The organism is Bacillus sp. PPSBB_2 (genome assembly GCF_045291115.1).
GTDB classification, from domain to species: Bacteria; Bacillota; Bacilli; order Bacillales; family Bacillaceae_G; genus Bacillus_A; species Bacillus_A cereus.
Map to the genome: position 1 here is coordinate 1681347 of NZ_CP147983.1, position 25254 is coordinate 1706600.

The following is a 25254-nucleotide window of genomic DNA, read 5'->3' on the forward strand; positions in this document are numbered from 1 at the left end:
CTGTATTGCTTCAGGATATAAAAGATCAAAATGTGTTATTTTCCGTTGCAGATGCTGCTTACGATAGTCAACGTATTTATGAAATTGCACGAACATGTAACATCTTTGCCATGAATCCAATCAATCCTAGGAATGGTGAACAAAATAAGAGTACACATCGTCGTGTATTATCTCATTTTATACAAACTATCTTTGGTAAACAATTGATGAAAGAACGTAGGAAAATTGAACAACAGTTTAGTAAACTCAAAGATAAAGGGTTGGAACAGCCACGTTGGTATGGTCAAAATCGCTATCTATTGCATGTTCAGCTAGTTTTTCTGATTCATAACATTGCATGTTTATTTTAGTTTTGCAACACCCTCATAGTATGACATCACCGACATCAGCGAAGTTTGTACTCGTTAGTTTTGTAGCAACGATATTAGCAGTATTAATTTGTGTAGTTACTATATTGCTAGCAGCGTTTCTAACGAGAGCAGGTAAATTTGGATCAGCGATAAAGCTATATTGAAGTGAAGCGCTGTTTTGAATTGGGTTTGGTGAAGGTAGCCCATTTGCACTTATTTGAAAAACAATCGTTGCAAAACCACCTGAAGGAATGGAGCCGACTTGAAGACCGGTACTAGGGTCTGCACCTTGTTGTAAAGTACCACCTATAAAAATACTATTTGGTACGATAGTGGAGCCGTTAGGGATTATATCGGTAACAATAACATTATTTGCTGTAGTATTGCCAAGATTAGCTAAAGAAATTGTATATGTGATTGGTTGCCCGACATCGGCGATAGTTAAATCTACTTCTTTGACAATCACTACATTTGCTAAATTAATTTGTGTACTTACAGTGTTACTTACAGATGTTTCTATAGTTGGTGGATCGCCCGGATTTAGAATAAAGCTATACTGTGTACTAGATGAATTTAATGTTGGGTTTTGTGTTGGTAAAGAGGTGACGGTTACTTGATAAGAGACAGTAAGTGAGCCATTAGCAGCAATGGAAGGTAGTGGAACACCTATATTTGGATCTGCGTTATTTTGGAGTACACCATTAATAAGAAAAGTGTTTGGAATAAAGGTAGTACCGTCTGGATTCGTATCTACGAAAGTAGGACTATCAGCAGAAACACTTCCTGCATTCGTCAAAGTATAACAGTATAAGTTAATATATCCCCTACGGTAGCGAACGCTCGGTCCACTGTTTTGGCTGAAATGACATTTGCATCGTTTACTTGAGTAAATGTAGTAGTTGAAGTAGTGTTCTTACTTACAGGTGAAGCGTTTGGATCAACGATAAAGTTATAGGAGATGGAAGCGCTATTTGAAATAGGGTTTGGATTTGGAATGCTAGTTATTACTACTTGGAATGAAGCTGTAATTGTAGTATTAGCATTGATGCTACCAATATTGATGCTAGCTGGTGTAACGCCTGGCTGAGTAACACTGTTAACTATAACGCTGTTTGGGACAAAGGCGGTTCCATTCGCAATTGAATCAGATAGTAATATATTGTTCGCTGCAACATTTCCATCATTCGTAAGAGCAAAGGTGTAAGTTAATACATCGCCAACTTCCGCAAACGTTTTATCTACAGATTTATTAACATGGAGATTTGCTAGTCTAATTGTTGATGCAACAGAATTAGAATTTGCTGTTTTTGAAGTCGGTGGCAAACTTGGATTTACAGTATATAGATAAGAAGCGAAGGCGTTATTAATGATAGGATTTTGGGTCGTAATATTGATGACTGTTACTTGGAAAGAAAGGGTAACAGTAGCCCCACCAGGGATTGTGCCGATAGGTAAAGCAACGAGAGAATCTACATTTTGTAAAACTCCGTTTAGTGTTACAGTACCAGGAGTCAATATCGTTCCGTTTGGAAGTGGATCTGTTAGTTGAACGTTATTAGCGGCCGTATTTCCACTGTTTGTAATAAGGATTGTATAACTTATTGTTTCACCAATTGTAGCAAATTGTTTATTTGTTGATTTTGTTAATGTTACATTCGCATTGTTAATTTGAGTGGAAACGAGATTCGAAGAAATATTTTTTGTAACAGGTGATTGGCTAGGATTGACAGTATATTGATAAGAAGCGCTTGATCCGTTAGATACGACATTTGACGTGGGTATTGTGTTTACTACTACTTGAAATGCAACATTTTTTGTTGTGCCGCTTGTTATGGATCCAATGTTCACGCCGGTAGCGGGATTTGCACCCACTTGTGTCGTGCCATCTATTGTTAAACTGTTTAGAACGAAAGTTGTTCCAGTAGGGATGATATCTGTAAAAATAACATTGTTCGCATTTGTATTACCTGTACCTGTAAAGGAAACGGTGTACGTTAGTGTATCACCAATATCTGCAAAATTTTTATCTACTGCTTTCGTCATTGTTACAGTAGCATTATTCACTTGAGTGGAGACAATATTTGTCGTATCAGTCCCACTTACTGCTGGTTGATTAGGTACAGGAATGTATTGATATGTTGTTGTTCCACTATTTAATATTGGGTTTGTTTGAGGGATAGAAGGAACGAGCACTTGGAATGAAATAGTAGTAGTGGAATTTGCGGCAATTGAACCAATTGTTATACCATTAGCGGGATTTGCGCCAGCTTGAGTAACTCCGTTCACAGTTACACTCCCTGGAATGAAAGTAGTCCCGCTAGGAATCGGATCCGTATATATCACATTCGTTGCAGCGATATTTCCTATATTAGCTAAGGCAATACTGTAAGTTAATGTTTCACCAATATCGGTAAAAAGTTTGTTAACTGATTTTGTTCCATTAATATCTGCAAGGTTAATTTGTGTTCCAGCAGAGTTACTTGTTGCAAGACCATTAAAAGTTGTTCCTCCGGCGATTGGTGTATATTGAAATGTAATATTAGCAGTGTTAGAGATAGGATTTTGACTTGGAAGAGAAACGACAGTAGCTTGGAAAGTTACTATACGAGAAGCACCATTATTAATTGTTCCAAGAGATATACCAGCCGCAGGATTTGCATTTGTTTGTGGTACGTTATCTACTGTTACAGTGCCGGGTATAAAAGAAGTACCATTAGGGAGACTATCTATAAAAATAGCGTTATTGGCAGGAAGAAGCCCGGTGTTAGGGATAGTAACTGTATAAGTGAGAATATCTCCAATTGCAGCAACACTTTTATTCACGCTTTTCGTCGCTTGTATATTTGGTGAGTTTATATTAATTTGTAAGCCTACTGTATTTAACATATATGCGTCTCCGTTAGTAGTTAAACGGATTGCGGCGGATACTTGTGAGTTTGTTAAATAAGGAGAAATATCAATGGAAGTAATGTCCCAGCCCTGTCTTCCTGCGGAGATGTTTGTACTTGTAGAAGCACTTTGATTTCGCGTTCCAAATGTCCCAGTTGTATCTAAGTTTCCTGCAGCATTATTAACTTGAGAACCGAAGAAATTATTTATGGCATTATTTGGCCCAGATAAAGCATTTAATGAACTGAAATTTGGTCCAAATAAAGCTTGATCCCCGGTTAAATCTGCATCTCCTTCGGTAGAACTTAAAAATAATCTCCCGCTTACTGGTCCTCCTGAAGGTGTTAAAAATCCAGAAACAGATACATCGGCACTACCAGTTTCTGCAGAAACACGGTTACCAGCTACATAAATGGTTAAGTTTCTTGCTGGCAATGTCCCGTTTTGATAAGCGACGATAAGCGTCCATCCAGCCGAATTAATTGTTCCATTAGAAGCATCTATAGGATCTACAAGTCCAGGAACCGCTCCTGTAGTATAGGAACCAGCACCTCCCGCTTGAATAAGAGTTGTTACGTCTGCTGAACGAGTGTAAAAGCCAAATGTAATAGAGTTTGAAACGAAAGTTTGATTTGAAGCCGTAACAGATGAAGGAGTAATCGAGTATGTTGAAACAGGTGTTGTAAAAGAAACTGGGTTTCCTAATACACTCGTAATGTTTTGATCACGAGATAAATAGTTTCCACCCCAAACGAGTTCTGCGTAAAGAATAGTACTACCAGCAGGGATATTTAAAATAGCGGTAGAACTATTTTGTGTATAGTTTAATGTTGTACCAGCAGGAAAAGTAGTTACTTGTAAAGCAGTATTCGTAGTTGCGAATGCACCAATTGCCCCGATTGTACCAGCACGGTTTTGATTGCTGATTTTACTTAAGCCTAAAGTATTACCTGTAATAGCGAGTGCGCCGTTAGTGGTGGTAGAAAATCGATTCGTAATGGGCATGTTGTCACCTCATTTACAATATAGTCTTGGTCAAAATAACATATGTGTGTGACAAATAAAGGGAAACATGTACAAGTTGATTTCGTAATAATGATTTAAATGTCTAGATAAGGGGATGGAGTATGAGTGAATTGGAAATTAGGGTGGAGCGTCTTAGGGAAGCAAAAACAGGGAATATTGTATCATTATCTTCTTATATTGGTTGGGATTATAACAGAGAAGAAATTGAGACTATTTTTAACGCAGGGATTGTATACGGTGTTTGGAATGAGAGAGAGGAACTAATTGCTAGCGCGGCAATAATATTATATGGGGAGAAATTAGCGTCTATCGGAATGGTGATTGTACATCCAGATTATAAGGGGAGAGGGATTGGAAAGATAATAATGGAAGCGTGCGTTAAAAGCGTATCAGCTCATACTCCAATTATGCTTATTGCTACGGATGAAGGGAAACCTTTATATGAAAAGTTAGGATTTAGGGCAGTAAGTTATGTTTCTAAATACATATGTAACTCATACAATGCGAAAGATTATTGTATAAGAAATGAAGATTATGTGATGAATTATGAAGAGGGTGATTTAGAAAAAATAATAAAAATAGATGAATATGCGTTTGGAACAAATAGAAAAGAGTTTTTAAAGAAAAGAATTATGCAAAGTGAACAGTGTATCGTTGTAAAGGACAAGGAACAAAATGTATTAGGTTACGGTTTAAGCATACAAACACCAGAAAATAAGATAATAGGGCCGGTTGTTGCTAAAAATGATGAGATGGCAATGAGAATTGTACATGATTTAGCAAAAGGGCATAATGGTAAATTAAGAATTGATGTACTAGAAGGAAAGAAAGATTTCATGAAAGTATTAGAGATTGCTGGTTTTAAAAAGGTGAATACACCACCAATTATGATGAAAAATAGCGGTCAATTATTAAAAAGGAATAATGAGTTATATAGCATTGCAGCACAAATTTTTGGGTGAAAAAGAATCCTTCTGAATGAAGGATTCTTTTTCGCTAATCACGATATTGATCATGAGTCGGCTGAAAGAGGTCTTCCTCGATATCTCTCACCATAGAAAAATGATCAACGTTATAATGACCGTGTAAAGTTTTATTGTGATGACTAATAATTTGTTCTGCAGACAATACGTTAGAATCAGTTGTTGAATGACCGTTTTTAATTAATGTAACGTCAAATCCTTGTACAGTTGCTGCTCTAACTGCAGTGTCAATGCAATGTTCTGTTTTACATCCGCCTATAACAATATGATTAATGTTTTCTTCTTTTAAAAGTTCAAGTAAAGAAGTGCCGTAGAATGAATTGGTTGCTGCTTTATTAATAAAGATTGCAGACTGGGGTACTTGAATTTGATTATGTACCTCAAATCCTTCGCCACTACCAGAAGCAACATCGATATCTCTTACGAAAACAATAAGAGCATTTGAATTTATTGCTTTCTGCAGGGCTATATTTAGTGTAGATAATAGCTCGGTTTTACGAAAAACTTCATTTTCTTGCTCATTTCCATCAATTAATTCTTGCTGAGCGTCGATAATTAATAGTGCTTGTTTCATCGTGTCTCCCCTTTAATATGAAATAAGTTCCACTGTACATATTCCTTCAGATTGTTAGAAAATCCTCCATTGTAAGCGAAGTAGAAGATTGATTTACAAAGTTGTCAAAGAAATTTCATTCTCATAGCGTGTAAAAACATGTATGATAGGAGATGGAGAATTTTTGAGTAGGTGGGAATAACATGCAAACAATAGAAGATTATCTTTCATTCTTACATACGAAAGGATTTAAATTATCAGAGGAAGCACAAGGGTTTATTATGTTTGGACAAGGATATACTGGTGCGTCTGATGGGATTGTGAACGCAGCAATAGAAGCGACAATTAAACATCAATTGCAGTTTGATGGTAGTTATTTCGTTGCGTTATTAGAACGATTGAAAGAGGAAGAAATTACAGATAAAAAAAGCGCTAAGGCTTTTATGCGGAAGTTACAAGCGTAACTTCACGCAGCCTGCGCTTCTTTTTTTGTTTTGGAAGGTAATTCAACAAAAATCATGCCTAGAAAAATACATAGACATCCGATAATAGCAGAAATAGAAAGTTGTTCATTTGCAACGAGAACGCCTGTTAATGCAGCAAAAACGGGCTCCATTGCGAAAATAATTGCTACCCTCGTTGGAGAAGTGTGTTTTTGTGCCGATGTTTGAATGAAAAAAGCAATAGATGTTGCAAACAGGGCAGTTAGAAAGAGTGCGAATAAAAAGGATTGATTCGTCCATAGTGATATTGAAAATAACTTTTCCCAATCTTCAAACAAAAAAGCGCAAATAGAAGAAAATATACCAACAGCTAATACTTGAGATGTGCTTAATAATAAAGGTGATATTTTTTTAGAAAAGAAGCCGTTAATAAGAATATGGGCAGCGAAAGCGACTGCACAACCAAGAACAAGTATATCTCCTATATTTAATTGGAAAGAATCAGCAGCTGTTAATAAGTACAAACCTGTTGTAGCTACAGCAATACCAAGTACGATGAAAATGGTGGCTTTTTGTTTTAAAAAGATAAATGATAAGATTGGGACCATAACAATGCTTAGCCCAGTTAAGAAACCTGCTTTTGAAGAAGTTGTATAAAGTAAGCCAAATGTTTGTAATAAATAGCCAACAAATAAGAAGAACCCAACCATTAATCCAGCTAAACTACTATGTTTTAATTCTTGTTTTGAAGTTTTCTGTGAGAAAATAATTTGAACGAATAATAAAATAATTCCAGCGAATAAAAAGCGAATACCATTAAACGTAAATGGACCAACGAAAGACATAGCGTTTTGAACGACAACAAACGTAGCTCCCCAAATAAAAGAGACAAATAATAAAGCAAGAGGAGCAATCCACTCTTTTTTCACACTCATACCCCCGTTAATTTTGTAAGATAGCTTTTCTAGCTAATTCATCAGCTACTTTATTTTGACTACTTGGAATCCACTTAATAAAAAAGAGATCGAAGTTTTTTATGTACTGCAGTGCTTCATTTAAAAGAGGTGCAAATATTGTATTTTTTGCGTATGCCTTTTCAACAGCCCGCTCAACAAGCTGCGAATCTGTACGAAAAGAGACAGTGCTATAATTATGCTCAATGCAATATTTTAATGCTAGAAGTAAAGCGCGGTATTCTGCTTCATGATTGGACATTGTTCCAAGTGGTACTGATAATTGTACAGGCGGCTGAACGCCTTTAATAAATACTCCTGCACCAGAAGGACCAGGATTTCCTTTTGATGCACCATCAATATATACTTCAATCAAAATGAGAAACCTCCAAATTATAAGATTATCCCCTACTTAAATATTTTTTTGAAGTAGGGGATAGAGTAGTTATCCGATTGTGATGCTGTAACGACATGTAAATGTTTCATTCGCTTGTAAAGATTGAATTCCCTTTTTGTCCTTGAAATCTTTTGCTGGATTTACTTCATCAGCGATTCCATACCAAGGTTCAATACATAAGAAAGGTGCGTTATTCCCTGGTGTCCATACGCCGACAAAGGGAAATCCATCAAATTCTACTTTTACAAATTTATTATGTTTATGAGAACGAATCGAAATTTCATTCGTATTCATATGTTCAAAAATAAGCGCATCATTTTTGAATAAATCATATGTAAGTGGCAATTCAGTCGTATTTTCAGCGATTAATTGCTTTTTGTTTGAAAGATAAGGTCCTTCTAATACGCTTGTTTCTAAGCGTTCCAAACCATTAAACGATAAGTGATAATCTGTAAATGATTCACCGTCCAATAAAGGGAAGTTGAATCCAGGGTGTGCTCCAATTGAGAAGAACATCTCTTTTGAAGTAGGATTGTTTACTTCATATGTTACATGAACACTTTGTCCATTTAGCTCATAAGAAACGAGTAATTCGAATTCGTATGGGTATTTTTTTAATGTTTCTTCATTACTAGTAACGGTATAAGTGATCTTTGTTTCGCTTTGTTCTTTCACAGAGAAAGTAAGATCACGGGCGAAACCGTGTTGTGTTAATGAATATGGTTTACCGTCTACGTAGTATGTATTATCTACTAATCGACCGACAATTGGGAACAAAATTGGTGCACGGCGTCCCCAATAAGTAGAATCACCTTGCCATAAATATTCTATGTTGTCTTCTTTTAAGCGAACGCTCTGTAATTCTGCACCTTTGTCAGAAATGGAAACGATCACTTTTTCATTTTGAATTGTTGCTGTCATGAAGTGAAACCTCCTAAATCTTTCATATGTTTTATTATACGTTGTCTAAAAGAAAAAAGGTAGTTCACGATAGGAATCTATTGACGAAAGAGGGGCTACCACGTAAAATATAATCTTGTTGCTTAAAAAACGAATAACGTGGTTCGAAACCATCCCACGTAAAAAAACTAAGGAGATTTTGTCATGAATATTAGAACTTTAGTCGGTAATGGTATTTTAGCGGCATTATATATTGCTGTTTCTATGCTTATTCAGCCATTTGGCTTTACGAATGTACAGTTTCGTATTTCAGAGATGTTTAATCATCTCGTTGTATTTAACAAGAAAGCAATTTACGGAATTGTATTAGGTGTATTTTTAACGAATCTCTTTTTCTCACCTATGATCGCTTATGATTTAGTATTTGGAGTAGGTCAATCTATTCTTGCATTAGTTGCAACGATTATTTCTATGCGGTTTATTAAAGGTGTTTGGGCTCGTATGATTTTTAATACAGTTATCTTTACGATTACAATGTTTATGATTGCAATTGAACTTCATCTTGCATTTGATCTACCATTTATGTGGACTTGGTTAACATGTGCAGCAGGTGAATTCGTAGTAATGGCGATCGGTATGCCTGTAATGTACTGGATTAATAAGCGAGTACAATTTGAAAGATTTATGTAATAGATGAAAGAGCTATTCCTATGGGATAGCTCTTTTTGTATGTAATCATATTGAATATTATGCTGTGACTCTAGATAAAATATAATAAAATAAAGTGAGGCTTTCATTAGCTGGCTACATATAAGAAGTCTTATATAAGGGGAATGTAGTATGAAATATAAAATTCATTGGTTGTATAAAACGAAGCGCGGGTTGCAGACGGAATTAACAACAGAGTATATGAGCATAGAAGAAGTACTTCAATTTGCAGAGGATTTTGAGAAAACAGGAAGAGTAAAAGAATTTTCATTTTATGATGAAATGGACGCAGAATGGTCATTAAAAGAGATGAAAAAGTTAAGTAAGCAAGTAGAGGAAGAGCCCCAAGAAATACTCGTTTATTTTGATGGTGGGTATGATGTGCAAACGAAAGAAGCTGGCGTTGGTATATGTGTGTATTATAAAAAAGGAAATACAAACTACCGCATTCGCCGCAATGCATATATAGAAGGTATATATGATAATAATGAAGCGGAATATGCATCATTATTATACGGTATGAATATACTCGAGGAACTAGGGATTAAGTATGAAGCAGTTACACTTCGCGGAGACTCACAAGTGGTACTGCAGCAATTAGCCGGAGAATGGCCTTGTTATGATGAACATTTAAATCATTATTTAGATCAAATTGAACAAAAGGCGAAGCAAATGAAATTAAAACTTATATGTGAGCCGATATCTAGAAAACAAAATAAAGAAGCACATCAATTAGCTACGCAAGCATTGGAAGGAACAGTTATTGATAGTCATAAAGAAATAACTGAATAGAGAGGTGCAAAGGTGGATAAAAAGCAACTCATTACAGAGGTAAATGACTTATTAGAAACGTATTGTGAAGGATGTTTTTTGCGAGAACATAATCGAAAGACAAATAGTAAGTATTACGCTCATTCATTTTGTATAAGGCAATGTACAGTTGGAGAAACATTGAAAAAGTATGGGGACCAGTTGTCATGAAAAACATCCAGAGAAAATTCTCTGGATGTTTTTTAGTGTCTTGCTTCGTTTAGTTGATGCTCACATTTATTTAATTTCTTTTCCTCATTCATTAAAAATGGTTCATCTAAATCAGTCGCAACAGATTTCATAATTTCAAGCTGAGAGCGAGCTGCTTCTACAGCAGTAGTAGCATGCTCTAATGTATCTGGATCCATTGAAATTGTTGCTGATCCTACCATTTTTTGTGCTGTTTCTACACGGAATTTCACTTCTTCAAAATCATTTACTTCTGATCCCATTAATAATTCCTCCTTTGTATAGTGCGCATTTCACATAGTTTTTGCTCTGTAAAACGGAAATATACAAAGGAATAACAAAGGAGGTTACCAAGTAAGGTAACCTCCTGTTATATGTTGGATTAAAGTTTTACTACGTTAGCAGCTTGAGGTCCGCGGTTACCTTCAGTAATGTCGAAAGATACTTCTTGACCTTCTTCTAAAGCTTTGTAGCCGTCGCCTTGAATAGCAGAGAAATGTACGAATACATCGTCAGCACCTTCCATTTCGATAAATCCAAAACCTTTTTCGTTGTTAAACCATTTTACTTTTCCTTGCATGTTACAATTCCTCCTAAAAGCGTTTACTATTTTCATTTAGTGAAATTCATTTTAAAAAATAATATAAACTAAAAATGCTATATTCTTGAATATTCTGCTAAATGATTAATTTAAATATACACGAATTGGGAGAATTTAGTCAAGTAAGCGATTTTATTTTTTTGTATTTTTAAATAATTTTTCAGTCAAATTTTTAAATAGGTATAGGACAGGCCGAGTATGTAATATTCTTAATTGAATGCTATACATAATGAGGTGAAAGAATGAATAAGTCTTACTTATTAGATAATGAAGGAATGAGAACGAGAACCGACATACCGGATTGGGTTGCAAAAGAATTTGAGATTTTTTCAAATGTTGTGTTAGAATCAACTTTTCCATGTTATTTCGGTTTAACAGCTTTGAAAAAGAATGAACTTCGTTATTCATTTCTTTCTCATAATGATTGGAGTCATTTGCCACATACAATGTTATCTTTTTTAGAGTTAATGAAAGAGAGGCCGATTGTAAGAAGGGGCTTTTTCCTTTTTGTAGAACCGGAATGTGAAGAACAGCCACTCGAATATTACCGTGATTCCTTTTGGAAAGTGTTACAGTATTTACATGAAAACGATAATCAAGCATGGCCAAAGCAAATTCCTGAAGATCCAGACCATTATTTATGGGAATTTTCATTTGGTGGTGAGCCAATATTCGCATTTGGAAATGCGCCAGCTTATAAACAACGAAAAACTAGACATTTAGGGAATTCTCTCGTTATTGGGTTTCAGCCACGCACTATTTTTGATGGATTAGAGGGAGATCGTCCTAAAGGAGCATATTCAAGACAAATGGTCCGTGAGCGAGTTGAAAAGTGGGATCAATTGCCGAAACATCCTAATATTAGTCATTATGGTGACCCGGAACATCATGAATGGAAACAATATTTCATAGGAGACGATGTAGAGCCAATAAAAGGGAAATGTCCTTTTCTTCATAGGATAGAAAAGTAAGAGCCATCACCTAGATGGCTCTTTTGTATATTTTGGATAAAAAAGGGTATTTTATTATGAAAGCTAGTCTATTTTTTCAAATTACATCATTAACTAGTAGTAAAGAGAGTAGAAAGGATAGAGCGATGTTTGGAGCAATTATACAGCAAATCGTATTAGGTATATCATTAGCTGCGCCAGTAGGGCCGATTAATATTGAAATGTTAAAACGAGGAATTGAACGTGGGTTTTGGCACGCTTGGGTTGTTGGAATTGGTGGAATGACTGCAGATGTTTTATTTATGCTTCTCATTTATTTCGGTTTATCTTCTGTGTTTATGTATACATATGTACAAGCCTTCATGTATTGCACGGGTTTTTTCTTGTTATTTTATTTAGGATTTCAAAGTGTAAAACAAGGAATTTTCGACTCGAATATGGAATATAAAAAAGAAGAGGTAGGTGGCCTTAAGCAATCGTTTATGGCAGGATTTTTAATTGCGATATCCAATCCATTAAATCTTGTTTTTTGGTTTGGTATATACGGAAGTACACTTAGCTCATTACTTACGAAGGTAACGAAACAAGAAGCTTTTTTGTACAGTCTTTGCATTATTGTTGGTATTATTTTATGGAATTTAAATATTGCTTTTTCTGTACATTTTGGAAGAACTTTATTAAAACCAAAAGCGCTTGGCTACATAACAGCCGGAGCAGGTATTATTTTAGTAGGTTACTCTATACATTTTGCATACAAAGCTTTACAGTTGTTCACATAAGATTGAAGGGGAGATTTTTATGTATCGAACCACTATTGACGGAAAAGAAATTATAATTACGTTAGCGCCAAAAATCCGAAAAGAAATTACTGATAGAAATCCACTATATGAAGCGGTATTTCATAATGCTGCAAGATTGTTACAAACAAAGCAACCGACGTTTGCAGTAAATCATGAAATATTTGGGCTCATTATTGGAGAAGTGCAAAGAGGAGAAGTAACAGTGTTTGCAGTGGAACATATTATTCCGAAGCAAAATATATTTGGACCAAACAATTTTTTCTCGACAATAGAACAGCAGGCAAATTTGTAAAGTGAATAGAATAAGAATAGAAAAGAAATAGTCGTAACGATATGTTGCGGCTGTTTTTTGGGAAAAGGGGGAAACAAGATGAAGAAAGTGGGGAAAGAGTTCTTTTTACAACATGATATCGTTATTATGTATAGCATTCTATTTGTTTTCATTATTATTTTAAAAATGCAATTTTTTACGTGGTTTGGCATGTTAGCATGTATGTTTGGGATTGTTTTCTATACACTTAATGAATATATGACACATCGTTTTTTATTCCATATAAAGCCACCTAAAAACACATTTCTATTAAAAATGTTAAGAAGATTGCATTATGATCACCACGTATATCCAGATGATTTAAAACTTTTGTTTTTACCTGTATGGTTTAGTATACCTAGTTTTACTATATATTTACTTATAGCATATGGTATTACAAAAAGTGTTACTATTACACTTTCATTTGGAATCGGAATGATTATTATGCTGCTCGTTTACGAATGGAAACATTATATTGCTCATAGACCGATTCGTCCCGTCACTAAGTTTGGAAGATGGCTAAAAAAACAACATATATTACACCATTATAAAAATGAAAAGTTTTGGTTTGGTGTTTCAAATCCAGTATTCGATTTTATATTTGGAACACTTAAAGACGGAAAAGATGTTGAGCTAAGCGAAACGGCTCGTAATTTAGAAAAGGAAAAAAAGACAAAAGTAGTGCGTTAAGCACTGCTTTTGTCTTAATGAGGATAAATAAGTAAAGTGTCACTTTATTTTGAAAAAGTATATTAAAAATTTAGGGGAAATTGCCGAAAAATGTCTATCAAAAAATCTTTGCATGAATGCATGGATTGTCTAAAATGAATATAAGTTTCTGAATATTTATAAAATTTAGTCTTTAGGTATGCAAGGGGGAAGTGTATTTCAAGTAAGAGAGGGGATCGGTTAATGAAACGAGACGATACGTCAGCACGTAAGTTGCAAAATGAGGTGAATTATACAGAGGTCGTTCAGTCGGAAGAATTTCAATTGTTATTAAATACGAAAAAGAAGTTTATCATTCCAATGAGTATTTTCTTTTTTAGTTTTTTTATCGCATTACCTATTTTAACATCGTATTCAAAGGTACTTAATACACCTGCATTTGGAGACGTTACATGGGCGTGGGTATTTGCTTTTTCCCAATTTATCATGACATGGGCACTATGTATGATTTATAGCAAAAAAGCAGAATCATTTGATGAAATCTCCCGGAAAATTCTGCAAGATATGCAAAAAGGGAGGGGCTGAACTTGAATACTACTGCATTTGCACTATTTTTAATTATTGTTCTTGGTACGCTCGTCATAACCTATTTTGCATCGAAAAAAACGAAAAATGCGAGTGAATTTTATACGGCTGGAGGGGGATTAACTGGTTGGCAAAATGGTCTGGCCATTGCTGGAGATTACATGTCTGCTGCTTCATTTCTCGGTATAGCTGGAGCAATCGCATTAACTGGGTTTGATGGATTCTTTTATAGTATCGGTTTTTTAGTTGCTTATTTAGTTGTACTATATCTTGTTGCAGAACCGCTTAGAAATTTAGGAAAGTACACTTTGGCGGATATGATTGCAGCACGCTTTGATGCGAAAAAAGTTCGCGGAGTTGCAGCTCTTAATACGATGACGATTTCTATCTTTTATATGATTGCACAATTAGTTGGCGCGGGTGCACTTATTAAGTTATTATTAGGGATTGAATATACGACATCTGTATTAATCGTTGGAACACTTATGACGGTGTATGTTATTTTTGGTGGTATGACAGCAACGAGCTGGGTACAAATTGTAAAGGCTGTATTACTTATGGCTGGTACGTTTATTATTTCTGTTATCGTTTTCGCAAAATTCAACTTCAGCGTGACTGAAATGTTCGCTCAAATGAAAACAGCTACCCCTTTAAAAGATTCATTTTTAAATCCAGGTGTAAAGTATAAGGATGGTCTTGATACACTGTCTTTAAATTTAGGACTAGTACTTGGTACAGCTGGATTACCACATATACTTGTCCGCTTTTTTACAGTACGTGATGCAAAAACTGCACGTCAATCTGTCGTATATGCGACGTGGTTAATTGGTGCATTTTATATTATGACGATTTTCTTAGGATTTGGTGCGGCAGCGTTTGTAGGAAATGAAGCGATTATTAAAGCGAACCCAGCTGGTAATATGGCGGCACCTTTATTAGCCAAAGCGTTAGGTGGAGACTTCTTATTTGCTTTCGTATCAGCAATTGCTTTTGCAACGATTTTGGCTGTAGTGGCAGGTCTTGTATTAACAGCAGCATCAGCATTCGCTCATGATTTTTATAATGAAATCATTCGCAGAGGGAAATCAACGGAAAAAGAGCAAGTATCTATGGCTCGTTATGCATCTATTGGAGTAGCGATACTATCTATCATACTTGCATTATTTGCCCAAACATTAAACGTAGCATTTTTAGTATCATTAGCATTTGCAGTTGCAGCGAGTGCAAATCTACCAGTGATTTTATTTACAATATATTGGAAGCGTTTTAATACAACGGGCGCTATTTCTGGTATGATTGTGGGTCTCGTATCAGCTATTGTTCTCGTAGCGTTGAGTCCGAATGTTTGGAACCCTGTAGCTGGAAAAGCTATTTTTGTTGGGGAAGCGATATTTCCATATACGACACCAGGAATTATTTCAATTCCGCTCGGATTTCTTGCAGCATATTTAGGAACTGTTTTATCTAGTAAGAAAGAAGATGCAGCGAAATTTGATGAAATTCTCGTAAAATCTAATACTGGTCACGGTATTAGTGATGTGTCTTCACATTAAATAAAAGAGGAGCTTTTCGATAGATAAGAAAAGCTCTTTTTTCTTTTGTCATTTTCTTGTAAATATTACTGATTTGTAAGTAGGATTTGTCTTAATTTTGTGGAATGAAAATAGCAGGGAGAAATTTAAGTCATCATGGCACCAGCGCAGCTTTTGTGAAAAATAAGTTGTTATGGAAGGTGGAAGTAATGATGAAAACGAAGCAAACTGATGAATTATTAGCAAAAGATGAGCAATATGTTTGGCACGGAATGCGTCCCTTTAGTCCAAATAGTACAATGGTAGGGGCAAAAGCTGAAGGGTGCTGGGTTGAAGATATACAAGGAAAAAGATATTTAGATGGTATGAGTGGCCTTTGGTGTGTCAATAGTGGATATGGAAGAAAGGAGCTCGCAGAAGCGGCTTATAAGCAATTACAAACATTATCATACTTTCCAATGTCACAATCCCATGAGCCAGCTATAAAGCTTGCTGAAAAGTTAAATGAGTGGCTTGGGGGAGAGTATGTTATTTTCTTCTCAAATAGTGGTTCAGAAGCGAACGAAACAGCTTTTAAAATAGCAAGACAATACTATGCTCAAAAAGGTGAACCACATCGTTATAAATTTATGTCACGTTATCGTGGGTATCATGGGAATACAATGGCGACAATGGCAGCGACGGGACAAGCGCAGCGTAGATATCAATATGAACCGTTTGCTTCAGGTTTTTTACACGTAACACCACCGGATTGTTACCGTATGCCTGGGATTGAAGGGCAGCATATTTATGATGTAGAATGTGTGAAAGAAGTCGATCGTGTTATGACGTGGGAATTAAGTGAAACAATTGCCGCTTTTATTATGGAACCAATTATTACAGGCGGGGGCATATTAATGCCACCACAAGACTATATGAAAGCTGTTCATGAGACGTGTCAAAAACACGGTGCCTTGCTTATTAGTGATGAAGTAATTTGCGGTTTCGGTCGTACAGGAAAAGCATTTGGGTTTATGAATTATGATGTGAAGCCAGATATTATTACAATGGCAAAGGGCATTACGAGCGCATATTTACCATTATCTGCAACAGCTGTGAAAAAAGAAATATATGAGGCTTTTAAAGGTAAAGGAGAATATGAATTCTTCCGCCATATTAATACATTTGGTGGAAATCCAGCAGCTTGTGCATTAGCACTTAAAAACTTAGAGATTATGGAAAATGAAAATTTAATCGAGCGATCTGCGCAAATGGGTTCCCTTTTATTAGAGCAACTAAAAGATGAAATTGGGGAACATCCGCTTGTTGGGAATATTAGAGGAAAAGGCCTATTAGTTGGAATTGAATTAGTAAATGATAAAGAGACGAAAGAGCCAATTGATAACGACAAAATTGCAAGTGTTGTAAATGCTTGTAAAGAAAAGGGCTTAATTATAGGACGCAATGGTATGACAACAGCAGGGTATAATAACGTCTTAACATTAGCACCGCCGCTTATTATTTCAAGTGAAGAAATTGCCTTTGTTGTTGGAACGTTGAAGACGGCGATGGAACGTATTTAATAAATAGAGAGAGGAGCGAGCTTTAATATAAGGCTCGCTTTTGTTTAGTAGGAGGGGACTTTTAATGGATAAATATGATCCGAACAAACATTATCACATCGGATATTATGAAGACGGATATGATTTAGAAGTGACGGCGTATAAAAGAATAAATGAACCAGTTTGGGATGCTTATCTTCCGCACTATGAGGCAGACGATTTTTATAAGAAAGTGGAGGAAATGAAACTGGGTGAATATATAGATGATTATGGTATTAAGGTGTATTCATTTAGTAATGATATCAATGATGAAGAAGCACGAACTATTTTTGAAAAATGGTTAAAAAAGAACGAGATTGTTTAAAGATAAAACAAAAAGGAGATTGCTATCTTATAAAATAGCAATCTCCTTTTATTATAGTAAACTTATTTACTTGCTTTCATTGCTTTATCTTTTGCACCAAAAGTGTATTTTAACATTGGTGGTGTAATCATTGTAGTTAAAATAACGACAATAACGATTGCTGTAAAGTAATCTTGTGCCAATAGACCTGAAGAAAGTCCTGTTCCTGCAATGATAAGTGCAACTTCACCACGAGAAACCATTCCAGCACCGATAATTGCAGAAGACTTAGCGTCAAATCCAGTCATTCGTGCACCGAATCCACAGCCGATTAATTTCGTTAATACAGCGATAACAGTTAATGTTAAGATGAACCAAATTTGATTGCCGATACCGTCAAATGTAATATTCATACCGATACTAACGAAGAATACTGGAACGAACATAGCGTAAGCAATTGGTTCTACTTTCTTTTCTACTTCATGTTTGTAGTTTGTTTGAGAAATTGCAATACCAGCAGCGAAAGCACCGATAATACCAGCAATTCCTAATAATTCGCCGAAATATGCGAATGAGAAACAGATGATAAGGGCCGCGCTCACGATAGACTCAGATACGCGCAGTGGTGATAACCAGCGCATAATCGCAGGAACACCTTTCCATCCGATTAAAATAATAGAAGCGAAGAATACTACTTTCTTCAAGATAACCATTGTTAAGTTAACATCATCAGTACCTAAGAAGCTCATTGCAAATGCTAATAAAATAACGACAAGAATGTCATCAAATACAGCTGCGCCTAGCATAGTTGTACTTTCACGTGTTTTCATCTTTCCTAAATCGCGAAGTGTTTGAACGGAAATACTAACACTTGTCGCACATAAAAGTAATCCTAAGAATACAGCGTTTCCTTGTTCCATTCCCATAATAAGGCCGGAAACGTAACCACCTACGAATGGAAGAATGATACCTCCGAGTGCAACTGCTAAAGAAGAATTACGATTTGCGTTTAATTCTTCTAAGTCTGTTTCAAGTCCAGCCATAAACATTAAGAGAATAACCCCGACATTACTTAATTGAGTTAGAAGCTCTGAATTTTCAATCCAACCTAATACAGCTGGACCGATAACGATACCGACAATTAATTTACCTAGTACAGAAGGTTGACCTAATCTAACACTAAGATCACCAGCAAGCTTTGTACTTAATAAAATAAGTGCAATTTGAAAGAAAAATTCGAATTCCATCTGATCCTCTCCTCGTCATTTTTAATTTTATCATACGATTTCTCGGAATTTGCCTAATGAAAATATGTAAAACCCATTAAACAAAAGGGTCTGATTACAAGTTCTTTTGAACTCGTAATTTGAACCTGTAATTAATATATAATAGATTTTATAAAAAATCAATGAAAAAATGGGAGCTTTTTGAGGAAGAAGCTGTCTTATTGGGATATAGGTGTAAGAGTAGTGTGTGAATTTTATATGTATAAAATAGTATGAAGTCCTTTTCCATTACAAATAATAAATTCTACATACTATTTCACGAACTATAACTGTGAAAGGGAGGATTTATAATTTGAAGGCATTAAAAAATAACTTGTCTATTGTTGCTTTAGGTGGAGTAAATGAAATAGGAAAAAATATGTATGCTATCCAATATGAAAATGATATTGTCGTCATTGATTGTGGATCTAAATTTCCAGATGAAAGTTTATTAGGGATTGATTTAATAATTCCAGATGTCACATATTTGCAAGAAAATAAAGAAAAAATTCGCGGTTTAATAGTAACGCACGGGCATGAGGACCATATTGGCGGAATACCATATTTTTTAAAACAACTAAATGTACCAATCTATGCAACAAAGTTAACGTTAGGTTTAATTGAAATTAAATTAAAGGAACACAATCTTCAAAATAATACGGAATTAATCGTTATTCATTCAGAATCAGAAATTGATTGTGGTTCTATTAAGGCAACTTTTTTTAAAACGAACCACAGTATTCCGGATTGTCTCGGTATTGTTTTTCATACACCAGAAGGTACTGTAGTACATACAGGTGATTTTAAATTTGATTTAACACCAGTAAATAATCAACATCCTGATATTCATAAAATGGCTAAAATAGGAAGTGAAGGTGTACTAGCTTTATTATCTGAAAGCACAAATGCAGAACGCCCAGGTTTTACTCCATCAGAAAGGTCAGTAGGAGAACGGATAGAGGAAATATTTATGAAAGCAAATAGAAAAGTAATTATTTCTACGTTTGCTTCTAATGTGAATCGTGTTCAGCAAATAGTTGAAGCATGTATAAAAACAAATCGAAAACTAGCTTTGCTAGGGAGAAGTATGGTAAATGTAGTAGAGGTTGCTCTAGAGAAAGGTTATTTACATATTCCAGAAGGTATGTTGATTGAAGCAAATGAGGTAAATCGTTTAGATCCAAAGCAGGTTGCAATACTTTGTACAGGAAGTCAAGGAGAACCAATGGCAGCTTTAGCGCGTTTAGCTAGTGGAAACTATAGGCAAGTGGATATTTTACCAGAAGATACGGTTATTATAGCCGCGACCCCTATCCCAGGAAATGAACGTAACGTTTCTCGAATTATCGATAATTTATTTGCATTAGGAGCAAAGGTGATTTACGGATCAGGTAGTTCTACTGGAGTGCATGTATCCGGTCATGCATATCAAGAAGAGTTGAAGTTAATGCTTACATTAATGAAGCCAAAATATTTTATTCCAATTCATGGAGAGTTTAGAATGCTACATCACCATAGTTTGTTAGCAGAATCAATTGGTATTGAAAAGGAAAATATCTTTATTGTACGTAATGGAGATGTTGTAGATATAAGTAATGAAGTGGCAATTCAATCTAGAAGAATACAGGCAGGAAATATATATGTAGATGGATTAGGAATTGGAGATGTTGGAAATGCATTATTACGTGATCGTAAACAACTTTCAGAAGATGGAATGCTCGTTATAGTTATTACTTTTAATAAAGTGGATGGAGAAATAATTTCAGGTCCAGATATTATTTCTCGTGGATTTGTCTATGTCCGTGATTCAGAAGAATTTCTAAGAGAATTAAATAAATTAGCTGTTATTACGATTAATAATTTAAAGAAAGAGAATGTGAATAGCTGGGGTATTTTGAAAAGGGAGGTAAGAGAAGCATTAGGGAAGTATATATATACAAATACAAAACGAAAGCCGATGATTCTTCCTATAATAATAGAGGTTTAATAGTAAAAAAGAATTCTCGTATGGGAATTCTTTTTTGTTTTGAAGAGAAAATGAACATATAATGAAATAAATAGAAATGGAAGGAAATAAAAGATGTTATTAAATAAACGTTTTACAATTGGAGAAATGGCGAAAATGCATAATATCGCAGAATCTACATTAAGGTATTATGATGAAAAAGGAATTTTTCATCCGTCCATTGTGGATCCTCAAACGAATTATCGTTATTATACAATCGATCAATTTTCACTGTTAGATACGATTAAATTTTTACGCCAGTTAAATATTCCGTTAAAGGAAATTAAGAAATATATTGATGAAAGAAATCCAGCATACGCACTCAATTTACTGGAAAAACAACAAGAGATGATGCTGAAGAAACAAAGAGAAATTGAGTATGCTTTGGCGAAAATGGAGCATAGAATTCATTTAATTAAGAAAGCAACAAAAGCAAAAGCTGAACAAATGGTAATTAAAGAGATTCCGCAGCGAAAAATAACAGCTATTGCGGTTGCCCCGAATACGACGGATGATATGTTTGAGTACTACATTCATTCGTTGCAAAAAAATATGAGGCAAATGGATGATAGTCTATTTTCAGGAGATATAGGTGTGACAATTTCCAAAAAAGCATTAATGCAAAAGGAGTTTCAAGCATATAGCAGCGTATTTATTCTTTTGGATTATATGCCGTATGAAGTGCATACTTCAGATGAAATTAAAGAAGGTTTATATGCTTGTTCTTATCATCATGGACCGTATGAAGAAACAGATGCAACGTACAAGGAGTTACTTACATACATTGATAAAGAAGGTTACGAAGTACATGGAGATTCGATTGAGATTGGATTGATTGATTGGTCTGTAACAGAAAATCCAGAGGAGCAAGTAACAGAAATTCAAATTCCTGTAGTAAAAAAATAAGATGAAAACCTTTGAATTGATTACAAATTTACATTCATTAATATAATTCAGTTACCTATTTTTTAATTCTCTCTTGACCTTCAAGTTACTTGAAGGTTTAAACTGTGAACAGAGAGTTGAAAAAGGAGCATAATAGTATGGAAGCAACAGAAAAATTAAGAGAAAAACCAATTAAAAGTTTATTTATTTCATATTTAATACCAGCCGTTCTTGGAATGGTATTAATGTCAGTGAATATTGTAATTGACGCGGTCATGATTAGTAGAGGAGTTGGGGCGAACGGTTTAGCAGGAGTAAACGTGGCTATTCCAGCGTTTTCGATTTTCTTCTCTATTTCATTATGGATTGGAATGGGCGGGGCAACGTTATATTCCATTGCATTAGGTGAAAATAAACGAGAAAGAGCAAGGTCTATTTTTACTCAATCCATGACGGTAGCAGTTGTTATCGTAGGGATTTTAGCAGCGATTTGCTTATGGAGAATAGAAGATTTAGCATATTTATTTGGTGCAAATGAAGTGATTCTACCATATGCGTTAGACTATTTACACGTATTATTAACATTTGGAATGATATACGTTTTAGAAAATATTTTAAGTACATTCATACGAAATGATGGAAATCCTAATTTAGCAATGGCTGGTCTTGTTGTAACAGCTGTATTAAATATAGTGTTTGACTATATCTTTATTTTTATCTTTGGATGGGGTGTAACAGGTGCTGCTTCAGCGACTATTCTTTCGGCAGCGATTGGTTTCCTTGTATTATTAACTCATTTCTTTAGAAAAAGTAGTATTTTAAAGTGGACGAAATTCCATTTTGAATGGGATACTGTCAAACAAATTATGGTGATTGGTTTCCCAAGTTTTACAGCAGAAAGTACGGTTGCAATCGTAACGATTGGTTTTAATATCGCATTCGTCCAATATGCAGGAGAAGTAGGAGTAGCTTCCTATGCGATGGTGAATAGTATTCATGCAATGACATTACTATTATTCTTTGGTGTTGGAGCAGCATTACAGCCAATTGCTAGTTTCCATTATGGGGCAAATTTATCAGAGAGACTTCGTGAAGGATTGAAGTTTGCTGTGAAAATTGCAGTTGTCCTCGGAGGCATTGCGATAATTGTCGGATTATTCTTCGGGAAATATATCATTGGTTTATTTGATGTTCAATCTCCAGAATTATTGGAGTTAACCTTAACAGGTATTAGCTTATTCTTTATCCAATACGTATTTTTAGGTTATAACATTGTGTATGGAGAGTATTTCCAATCAGTACGACAAACGAAGAAATCAGTACTTATTATAATGAGCCGAGGATTACTATTTATTATTCCATTGTTATGGATTATGCCGAAATTATTTGGTATAAATGGAATTTGGCTCGTTATGCCAGTTGCTGAAGTAATGACAGCAATTATCGTATTTACGATGAATCGCATGAAACATCCTGTGCCATTAAATATGGCAGGAGAGAAAGAAGCGATATGATGAAGAAAATCCCCTTAAGCAATTAAGGGGATTTTTTATTCCTTTAAACTAATCGCAAAAGATCCATCTGTTTCTTGAACAGAAGCAAAGGCAACGTTTTTAATATTTGTAATTCCTTTTTCTTTTAATTCTTTATATAACCATTTTTCATCTTTATGTATTAACTTTAAGTTATCGTATTGAATTTGTGAATCGACGATAAGTGCAATTGGTAATCCAGCATACTTAACTTCTATGTTTAAATCTTTTGGAGTTAATGGTACAAGTTCTCTTTTTGGTAAAATACTAATAGCGCCGTTCGCTTCTAAAATAGCGTATTCAATTTCATGAACACTTGGATATCCTGCAACGCGAAGATTAGAAAGTAGTTCTGCAATGGGGTATCTACTTTTTTGTAAGTTCTCAAAAATAATATCACCATGTTTAATTAAAATGATAGGGTGTCCAAGAATAAAACGATTTAGTTTGTTGAATAGGCTTAATTTTGTAAGAAGTAAATGTAAACATGTGATAACAACCATACCGAGAAATGCTTGTAAAGCACCAGAGACGGGTATGGCCTGGAAAGCTAAATAAGATAAAAAGATTATAGCCCCAAAATCATGAGGAGTTAGTTGTGCTAACGCGGATTTACCGAGTAACTTAAGCGATAGTAAAAATAAGATAAAAAAGAACGACACGTTACATAAAAAGAGAAGCAATAGAGACACTCCTTCGTGTAAAGTTGTACTTACTATTCCCGAAAGTAATATAAATATTACCTTTCAGAGGATAAATTAGGGTTTATTGGAATCTGTCTGTATACAAACAAATAAATGGATATTATCATGAAGGAAGTAAAAGAAAATAGGAGTATATGAATATGAGAAAGAAGAAAATAATGAAGGGCATTTTAGTTGTTATAATGATTTGCGCCGTGTATGCGGGTTTTTTACAATATCACATTTATAAGCATGGGCATATGAATGCAACCTACGATGCTGATTACATAATTGTACTAGGATCGAAAGTAAATGGGACGAAACCATCTTATTCATTGCAATATCGTATTGATAAAGCAGCTGAATATTTAAAATCACATGAGAAAACAATCGCTATCGTATCTGGAGGACAAGGAAAAGGCGAAGACATTTCAGAAGCATTAGCAATGAAACAAGGACTAATAAAACAAAATATCGCAGAAGACCGCATTATAATGGAGGACAAATCTACGAGTACAGATGAGAATATTACATTCTCAAAACCGTTAATTCCAGCCGATATGAAAAAAGGTATGATCGTAACAAACGATTTTCACATGTTTAGAGCGAAAAAAATAGCGGCCAAACAAGGTTTACAATTAGAAGGTCTTCCGGCAAAAACACCGAAACCAATCATCATTCCATCGAATGTACGAGAATATTTAGCAATTACAGAGTATTGGTTTATGAATCGAATATAGTGAAAGTGATCCCGTCTGAAACTCAGGCGGGATTTAGTTTGAGGAAAATCTTACAAATATGTCACGTTCGTGAAAGGTAAAGCGATAGTTTCTAGAATGATTTCCTGACATAATGAAGGTAACAAAAACTATTTAGAGGTGAATCGGATGAAAGGAAATAATATTTTATCTTCGTTATGTTACTTTAGTATCTTTTTTGCACCATTTTTACTACCAATTATCGTGTACTTTGTTGCAGAAGATGAAGTGAAGTATCACGCGAAAAAAGCATTTTGGTCACATGTTTTCCCATACGCAATCTTATTTGGAGGACTAGCAGTATCAGGCATGTACGGTTTAGGTTTCAATCAATCTGACGGTGCTGGAATTGGAATGGCTATCACATATGCAGTGTTCATTCTTGTAGGAATTTATTACTTCATTTGGAATATCGTAAAAGGTATTAAAGTTTTGAAAACGGCGTAATATGATAAGTGTAATTTCATTTACCGTATCGATAAACGTTTTAAAAAAGAGCAGTTCAAAAAGAATTGCTCTTTTTGTGCTTATAAGTTGTGAAAATTGAAAAAGATATGTTAATTTTTCATTATGAAGAGAAAAAAGGAGTGATTT

The 25254-nt window shown here is 34.9% G+C and carries 27 protein-coding genes, 1 pseudogene and 1 riboswitch; of the genes and pseudogenes, 19 read left to right on the top strand and 9 right to left on the bottom strand.

Going from position 1 to position 25254, the window contains the following annotated elements; translation table 11 throughout:
• A partial coding sequence (locus V6946_RS08470) for a transposase (protein ID WP_406622056.1) occupies window positions 1–350 on the top strand: 350 nt, incomplete at its 5' end.
• Between the two features lie 19 nt (window positions 351–369).
• On the opposite strand, the pseudogene V6946_RS08475 reads toward V6946_RS08470, so the two are convergent.
• Window positions 370–4244 (bottom strand): annotated as a pseudogene (locus tag V6946_RS08475) (beta strand repeat-containing protein); the annotation flags it as partial.
• A gap of 122 nt (window positions 4245–4366) precedes the next feature.
• On the opposite strand from V6946_RS08475, the gene V6946_RS08480 reads away from it, so the two are divergent.
• Window positions 4367–5227: a GNAT family N-acetyltransferase gene (locus V6946_RS08480; protein WP_006928706.1), complete on the top strand. Its 861-nt coding sequence runs from the start codon at window positions 4367–4369 to the stop codon at window positions 5225–5227.
• A 34-nt stretch (window positions 5228–5261) separates the two neighbouring features.
• Here the strand turns inward: V6946_RS08480 and V6946_RS08485 are convergent, their stop codons facing one another.
• A complete protein-coding gene (locus V6946_RS08485; RefSeq protein ID WP_366982094.1) occupies window positions 5262–5822 on the bottom strand; it encodes a cysteine hydrolase family protein in 561 nt (186 codons plus the stop codon).
• 182 nt (window positions 5823–6004) lie between these two features.
• Here V6946_RS08485 and V6946_RS08490 point away from each other — a divergent pair, with 182 nt between their 5' ends.
• Window positions 6005–6265 carry a DUF6123 family protein gene (locus V6946_RS08490; RefSeq protein WP_366982095.1) on the top strand — a complete coding sequence of 87 codons (261 nt, stop codon included), beginning with the start codon at window positions 6005–6007 and terminating at the stop codon, window positions 6263–6265.
• Between the two features lie 2 nt (window positions 6266–6267).
• Here V6946_RS08490 and V6946_RS08495 read toward each other — a convergent pair whose 3' ends face one another.
• The 3 genes from V6946_RS08495 to V6946_RS08505 all read right to left on the bottom strand — a co-directional run bounded on the left by V6946_RS08495 (window position 6268) and on the right by V6946_RS08505 (window position 8515).
• Window positions 6268–7173 (bottom strand): DMT family transporter, encoded by a 906-nt coding sequence (locus V6946_RS08495; RefSeq protein WP_000712609.1) that lies wholly within the window; start codon window positions 7171–7173, stop codon window positions 6268–6270.
• Between the two features lie 13 nt (window positions 7174–7186).
• Complete coding sequence (locus V6946_RS08500) at window positions 7187–7573, bottom strand: reverse transcriptase-like protein (RefSeq protein WP_006928711.1); 387 nt, start codon at window positions 7571–7573, stop codon at window positions 7187–7189.
• Between the two features lie 69 nt (window positions 7574–7642).
• Entirely contained in the window at window positions 7643–8515 is an 873-nt protein-coding gene (locus V6946_RS08505) for an aldose 1-epimerase family protein (protein ID WP_000127399.1), read from the bottom strand.
• A gap of 132 nt (window positions 8516–8647) precedes the next feature.
• Window positions 8648–8692, top strand: a riboswitch (PreQ1 riboswitch).
• A 6-nt stretch (window positions 8693–8698) separates the two neighbouring features.
• Here V6946_RS08505 and V6946_RS08510 point away from each other — a divergent pair.
• The 3 genes from V6946_RS08510 (at window position 8699) to V6946_RS08520 (ending at window position 10183) form a co-directional block, all read left to right on the top strand.
• Window positions 8699–9184 carry a QueT transporter family protein gene (locus V6946_RS08510; RefSeq protein ID WP_001026471.1) on the top strand — a complete coding sequence of 162 codons (486 nt, stop codon included), beginning with the start codon at window positions 8699–8701 and terminating at the stop codon, window positions 9182–9184.
• A gap of 150 nt (window positions 9185–9334) precedes the next feature.
• Window positions 9335–9994 carry a ribonuclease H family protein gene (locus V6946_RS08515; protein WP_000875557.1) on the top strand — a complete coding sequence of 220 codons (660 nt, stop codon included), beginning with the start codon at window positions 9335–9337 and terminating at the stop codon, window positions 9992–9994.
• Window positions 9995–10006: 12 nt separating this feature from the next.
• Window positions 10007–10183: a zinc-finger domain-containing protein gene (locus tag V6946_RS08520; protein ID WP_002023738.1), complete on the top strand. Its 177-nt coding sequence runs from the start codon at window positions 10007–10009 to the stop codon at window positions 10181–10183.
• Between the two features lie 32 nt (window positions 10184–10215).
• Here the strand turns inward: V6946_RS08520 and V6946_RS08525 are convergent, their stop codons facing one another.
• Window positions 10216–10464 (bottom strand): DUF2564 family protein, encoded by a 249-nt coding sequence (locus V6946_RS08525; RefSeq protein WP_000534392.1) that lies wholly within the window; start codon window positions 10462–10464, stop codon window positions 10216–10218.
• Window positions 10465–10583: 119 nt separating this feature from the next.
• Window positions 10584–10781: a cold shock-like protein CspB gene (gene cspB, locus V6946_RS08530; RefSeq protein WP_001161731.1), complete on the bottom strand. Its 198-nt coding sequence runs from the start codon at window positions 10779–10781 to the stop codon at window positions 10584–10586.
• A gap of 263 nt (window positions 10782–11044) precedes the next feature.
• Here cspB and V6946_RS08535 point away from each other — a divergent pair, with 263 nt between their 5' ends.
• The 8 genes from V6946_RS08535 (at window position 11045) to V6946_RS08570 (ending at window position 17553) form a co-directional block, all read left to right on the top strand.
• Window positions 11045–11773, top strand: a complete 729-nt coding sequence (locus tag V6946_RS08535; RefSeq protein WP_006928725.1) for a YqcI/YcgG family protein — start codon at window positions 11045–11047, stop codon at window positions 11771–11773.
• 14 nt (window positions 11774–11787) lie between these two features.
• Window positions 11788–12531: a LysE family transporter gene (locus V6946_RS08540; protein WP_001196841.1), complete on the top strand. Its 744-nt coding sequence runs from the start codon at window positions 11788–11790 to the stop codon at window positions 12529–12531.
• A gap of 19 nt (window positions 12532–12550) precedes the next feature.
• The gene (locus V6946_RS08545; RefSeq protein WP_000286361.1) at window positions 12551–12844 is read left to right on the top strand and encodes a hypothetical protein; all 294 of its coding nucleotides are present in this window, start codon (window positions 12551–12553) and stop codon (window positions 12842–12844) included.
• Window positions 12845–12922: 78 nt separating this feature from the next.
• Window positions 12923–13552 carry a sterol desaturase family protein gene (locus V6946_RS08550; RefSeq protein WP_000755401.1) on the top strand — a complete coding sequence of 210 codons (630 nt, stop codon included), beginning with the start codon at window positions 12923–12925 and terminating at the stop codon, window positions 13550–13552.
• A 222-nt stretch (window positions 13553–13774) separates the two neighbouring features.
• Window positions 13775–14116, top strand: a complete 342-nt coding sequence (locus tag V6946_RS08555) for a DUF485 domain-containing protein (RefSeq protein WP_000817366.1) — start codon at window positions 13775–13777, stop codon at window positions 14114–14116.
• Between the two features lie 2 nt (window positions 14117–14118).
• Window positions 14119–15669, top strand: coding sequence for a cation acetate symporter (locus tag V6946_RS08560; RefSeq protein WP_001098243.1), 1551 nt, complete (start codon window positions 14119–14121; stop codon window positions 15667–15669).
• Window positions 15670–15860: 191 nt separating this feature from the next.
• Complete coding sequence (locus V6946_RS08565) at window positions 15861–17210, top strand: aspartate aminotransferase family protein (protein ID WP_000850964.1); 1350 nt, start codon at window positions 15861–15863, stop codon at window positions 17208–17210.
• Window positions 17211–17274: 64 nt separating this feature from the next.
• Complete coding sequence (locus V6946_RS08570) at window positions 17275–17553, top strand: DUF3986 family protein (RefSeq protein ID WP_000362149.1); 279 nt, start codon at window positions 17275–17277, stop codon at window positions 17551–17553.
• Between the two features lie 62 nt (window positions 17554–17615).
• On the opposite strand, the gene V6946_RS08575 is transcribed toward V6946_RS08570, so the two are convergent.
• Window positions 17616–18779, bottom strand: coding sequence for a cation:proton antiporter (locus tag V6946_RS08575; RefSeq protein WP_006928729.1), 1164 nt, complete (start codon window positions 18777–18779; stop codon window positions 17616–17618).
• A gap of 331 nt (window positions 18780–19110) precedes the next feature.
• Here V6946_RS08575 and V6946_RS08580 point away from each other — a divergent pair, with 331 nt between their 5' ends.
• From V6946_RS08580 to V6946_RS08590, 3 genes are all read left to right on the top strand, one after another.
• Window positions 19111–20784, top strand: coding sequence for a ribonuclease J (locus V6946_RS08580; protein WP_006928732.1), 1674 nt, complete (start codon window positions 19111–19113; stop codon window positions 20782–20784).
• 93 nt (window positions 20785–20877) lie between these two features.
• Entirely contained in the window at window positions 20878–21708 is an 831-nt protein-coding gene (locus tag V6946_RS08585; RefSeq protein WP_000925932.1) for a MerR family transcriptional regulator, read from the top strand.
• Between the two features lie 137 nt (window positions 21709–21845).
• The gene (locus V6946_RS08590; protein ID WP_000388389.1) at window positions 21846–23201 is read left to right on the top strand and encodes an MATE family efflux transporter; all 1356 of its coding nucleotides are present in this window, start codon (window positions 21846–21848) and stop codon (window positions 23199–23201) included.
• A gap of 35 nt (window positions 23202–23236) precedes the next feature.
• On the opposite strand, the gene V6946_RS08595 is transcribed toward V6946_RS08590, so the two are convergent.
• Window positions 23237–23902 carry a DUF421 domain-containing protein gene (locus tag V6946_RS08595; RefSeq protein ID WP_000923924.1) on the bottom strand — a complete coding sequence of 222 codons (666 nt, stop codon included), beginning with the start codon at window positions 23900–23902 and terminating at the stop codon, window positions 23237–23239.
• 161 nt (window positions 23903–24063) lie between these two features.
• Here V6946_RS08595 and V6946_RS08600 point away from each other — a divergent pair, with 161 nt between their 5' ends.
• Window positions 24064–24642, top strand: coding sequence for a YdcF family protein (locus tag V6946_RS08600; RefSeq protein WP_006928736.1), 579 nt, complete (start codon window positions 24064–24066; stop codon window positions 24640–24642).
• 147 nt (window positions 24643–24789) lie between these two features.
• Entirely contained in the window at window positions 24790–25107 is a 318-nt protein-coding gene (locus V6946_RS08605; RefSeq protein WP_000678055.1) for a DUF4870 domain-containing protein, read from the top strand.
• Window positions 25108–25254 lie beyond the last annotated feature (147 nt).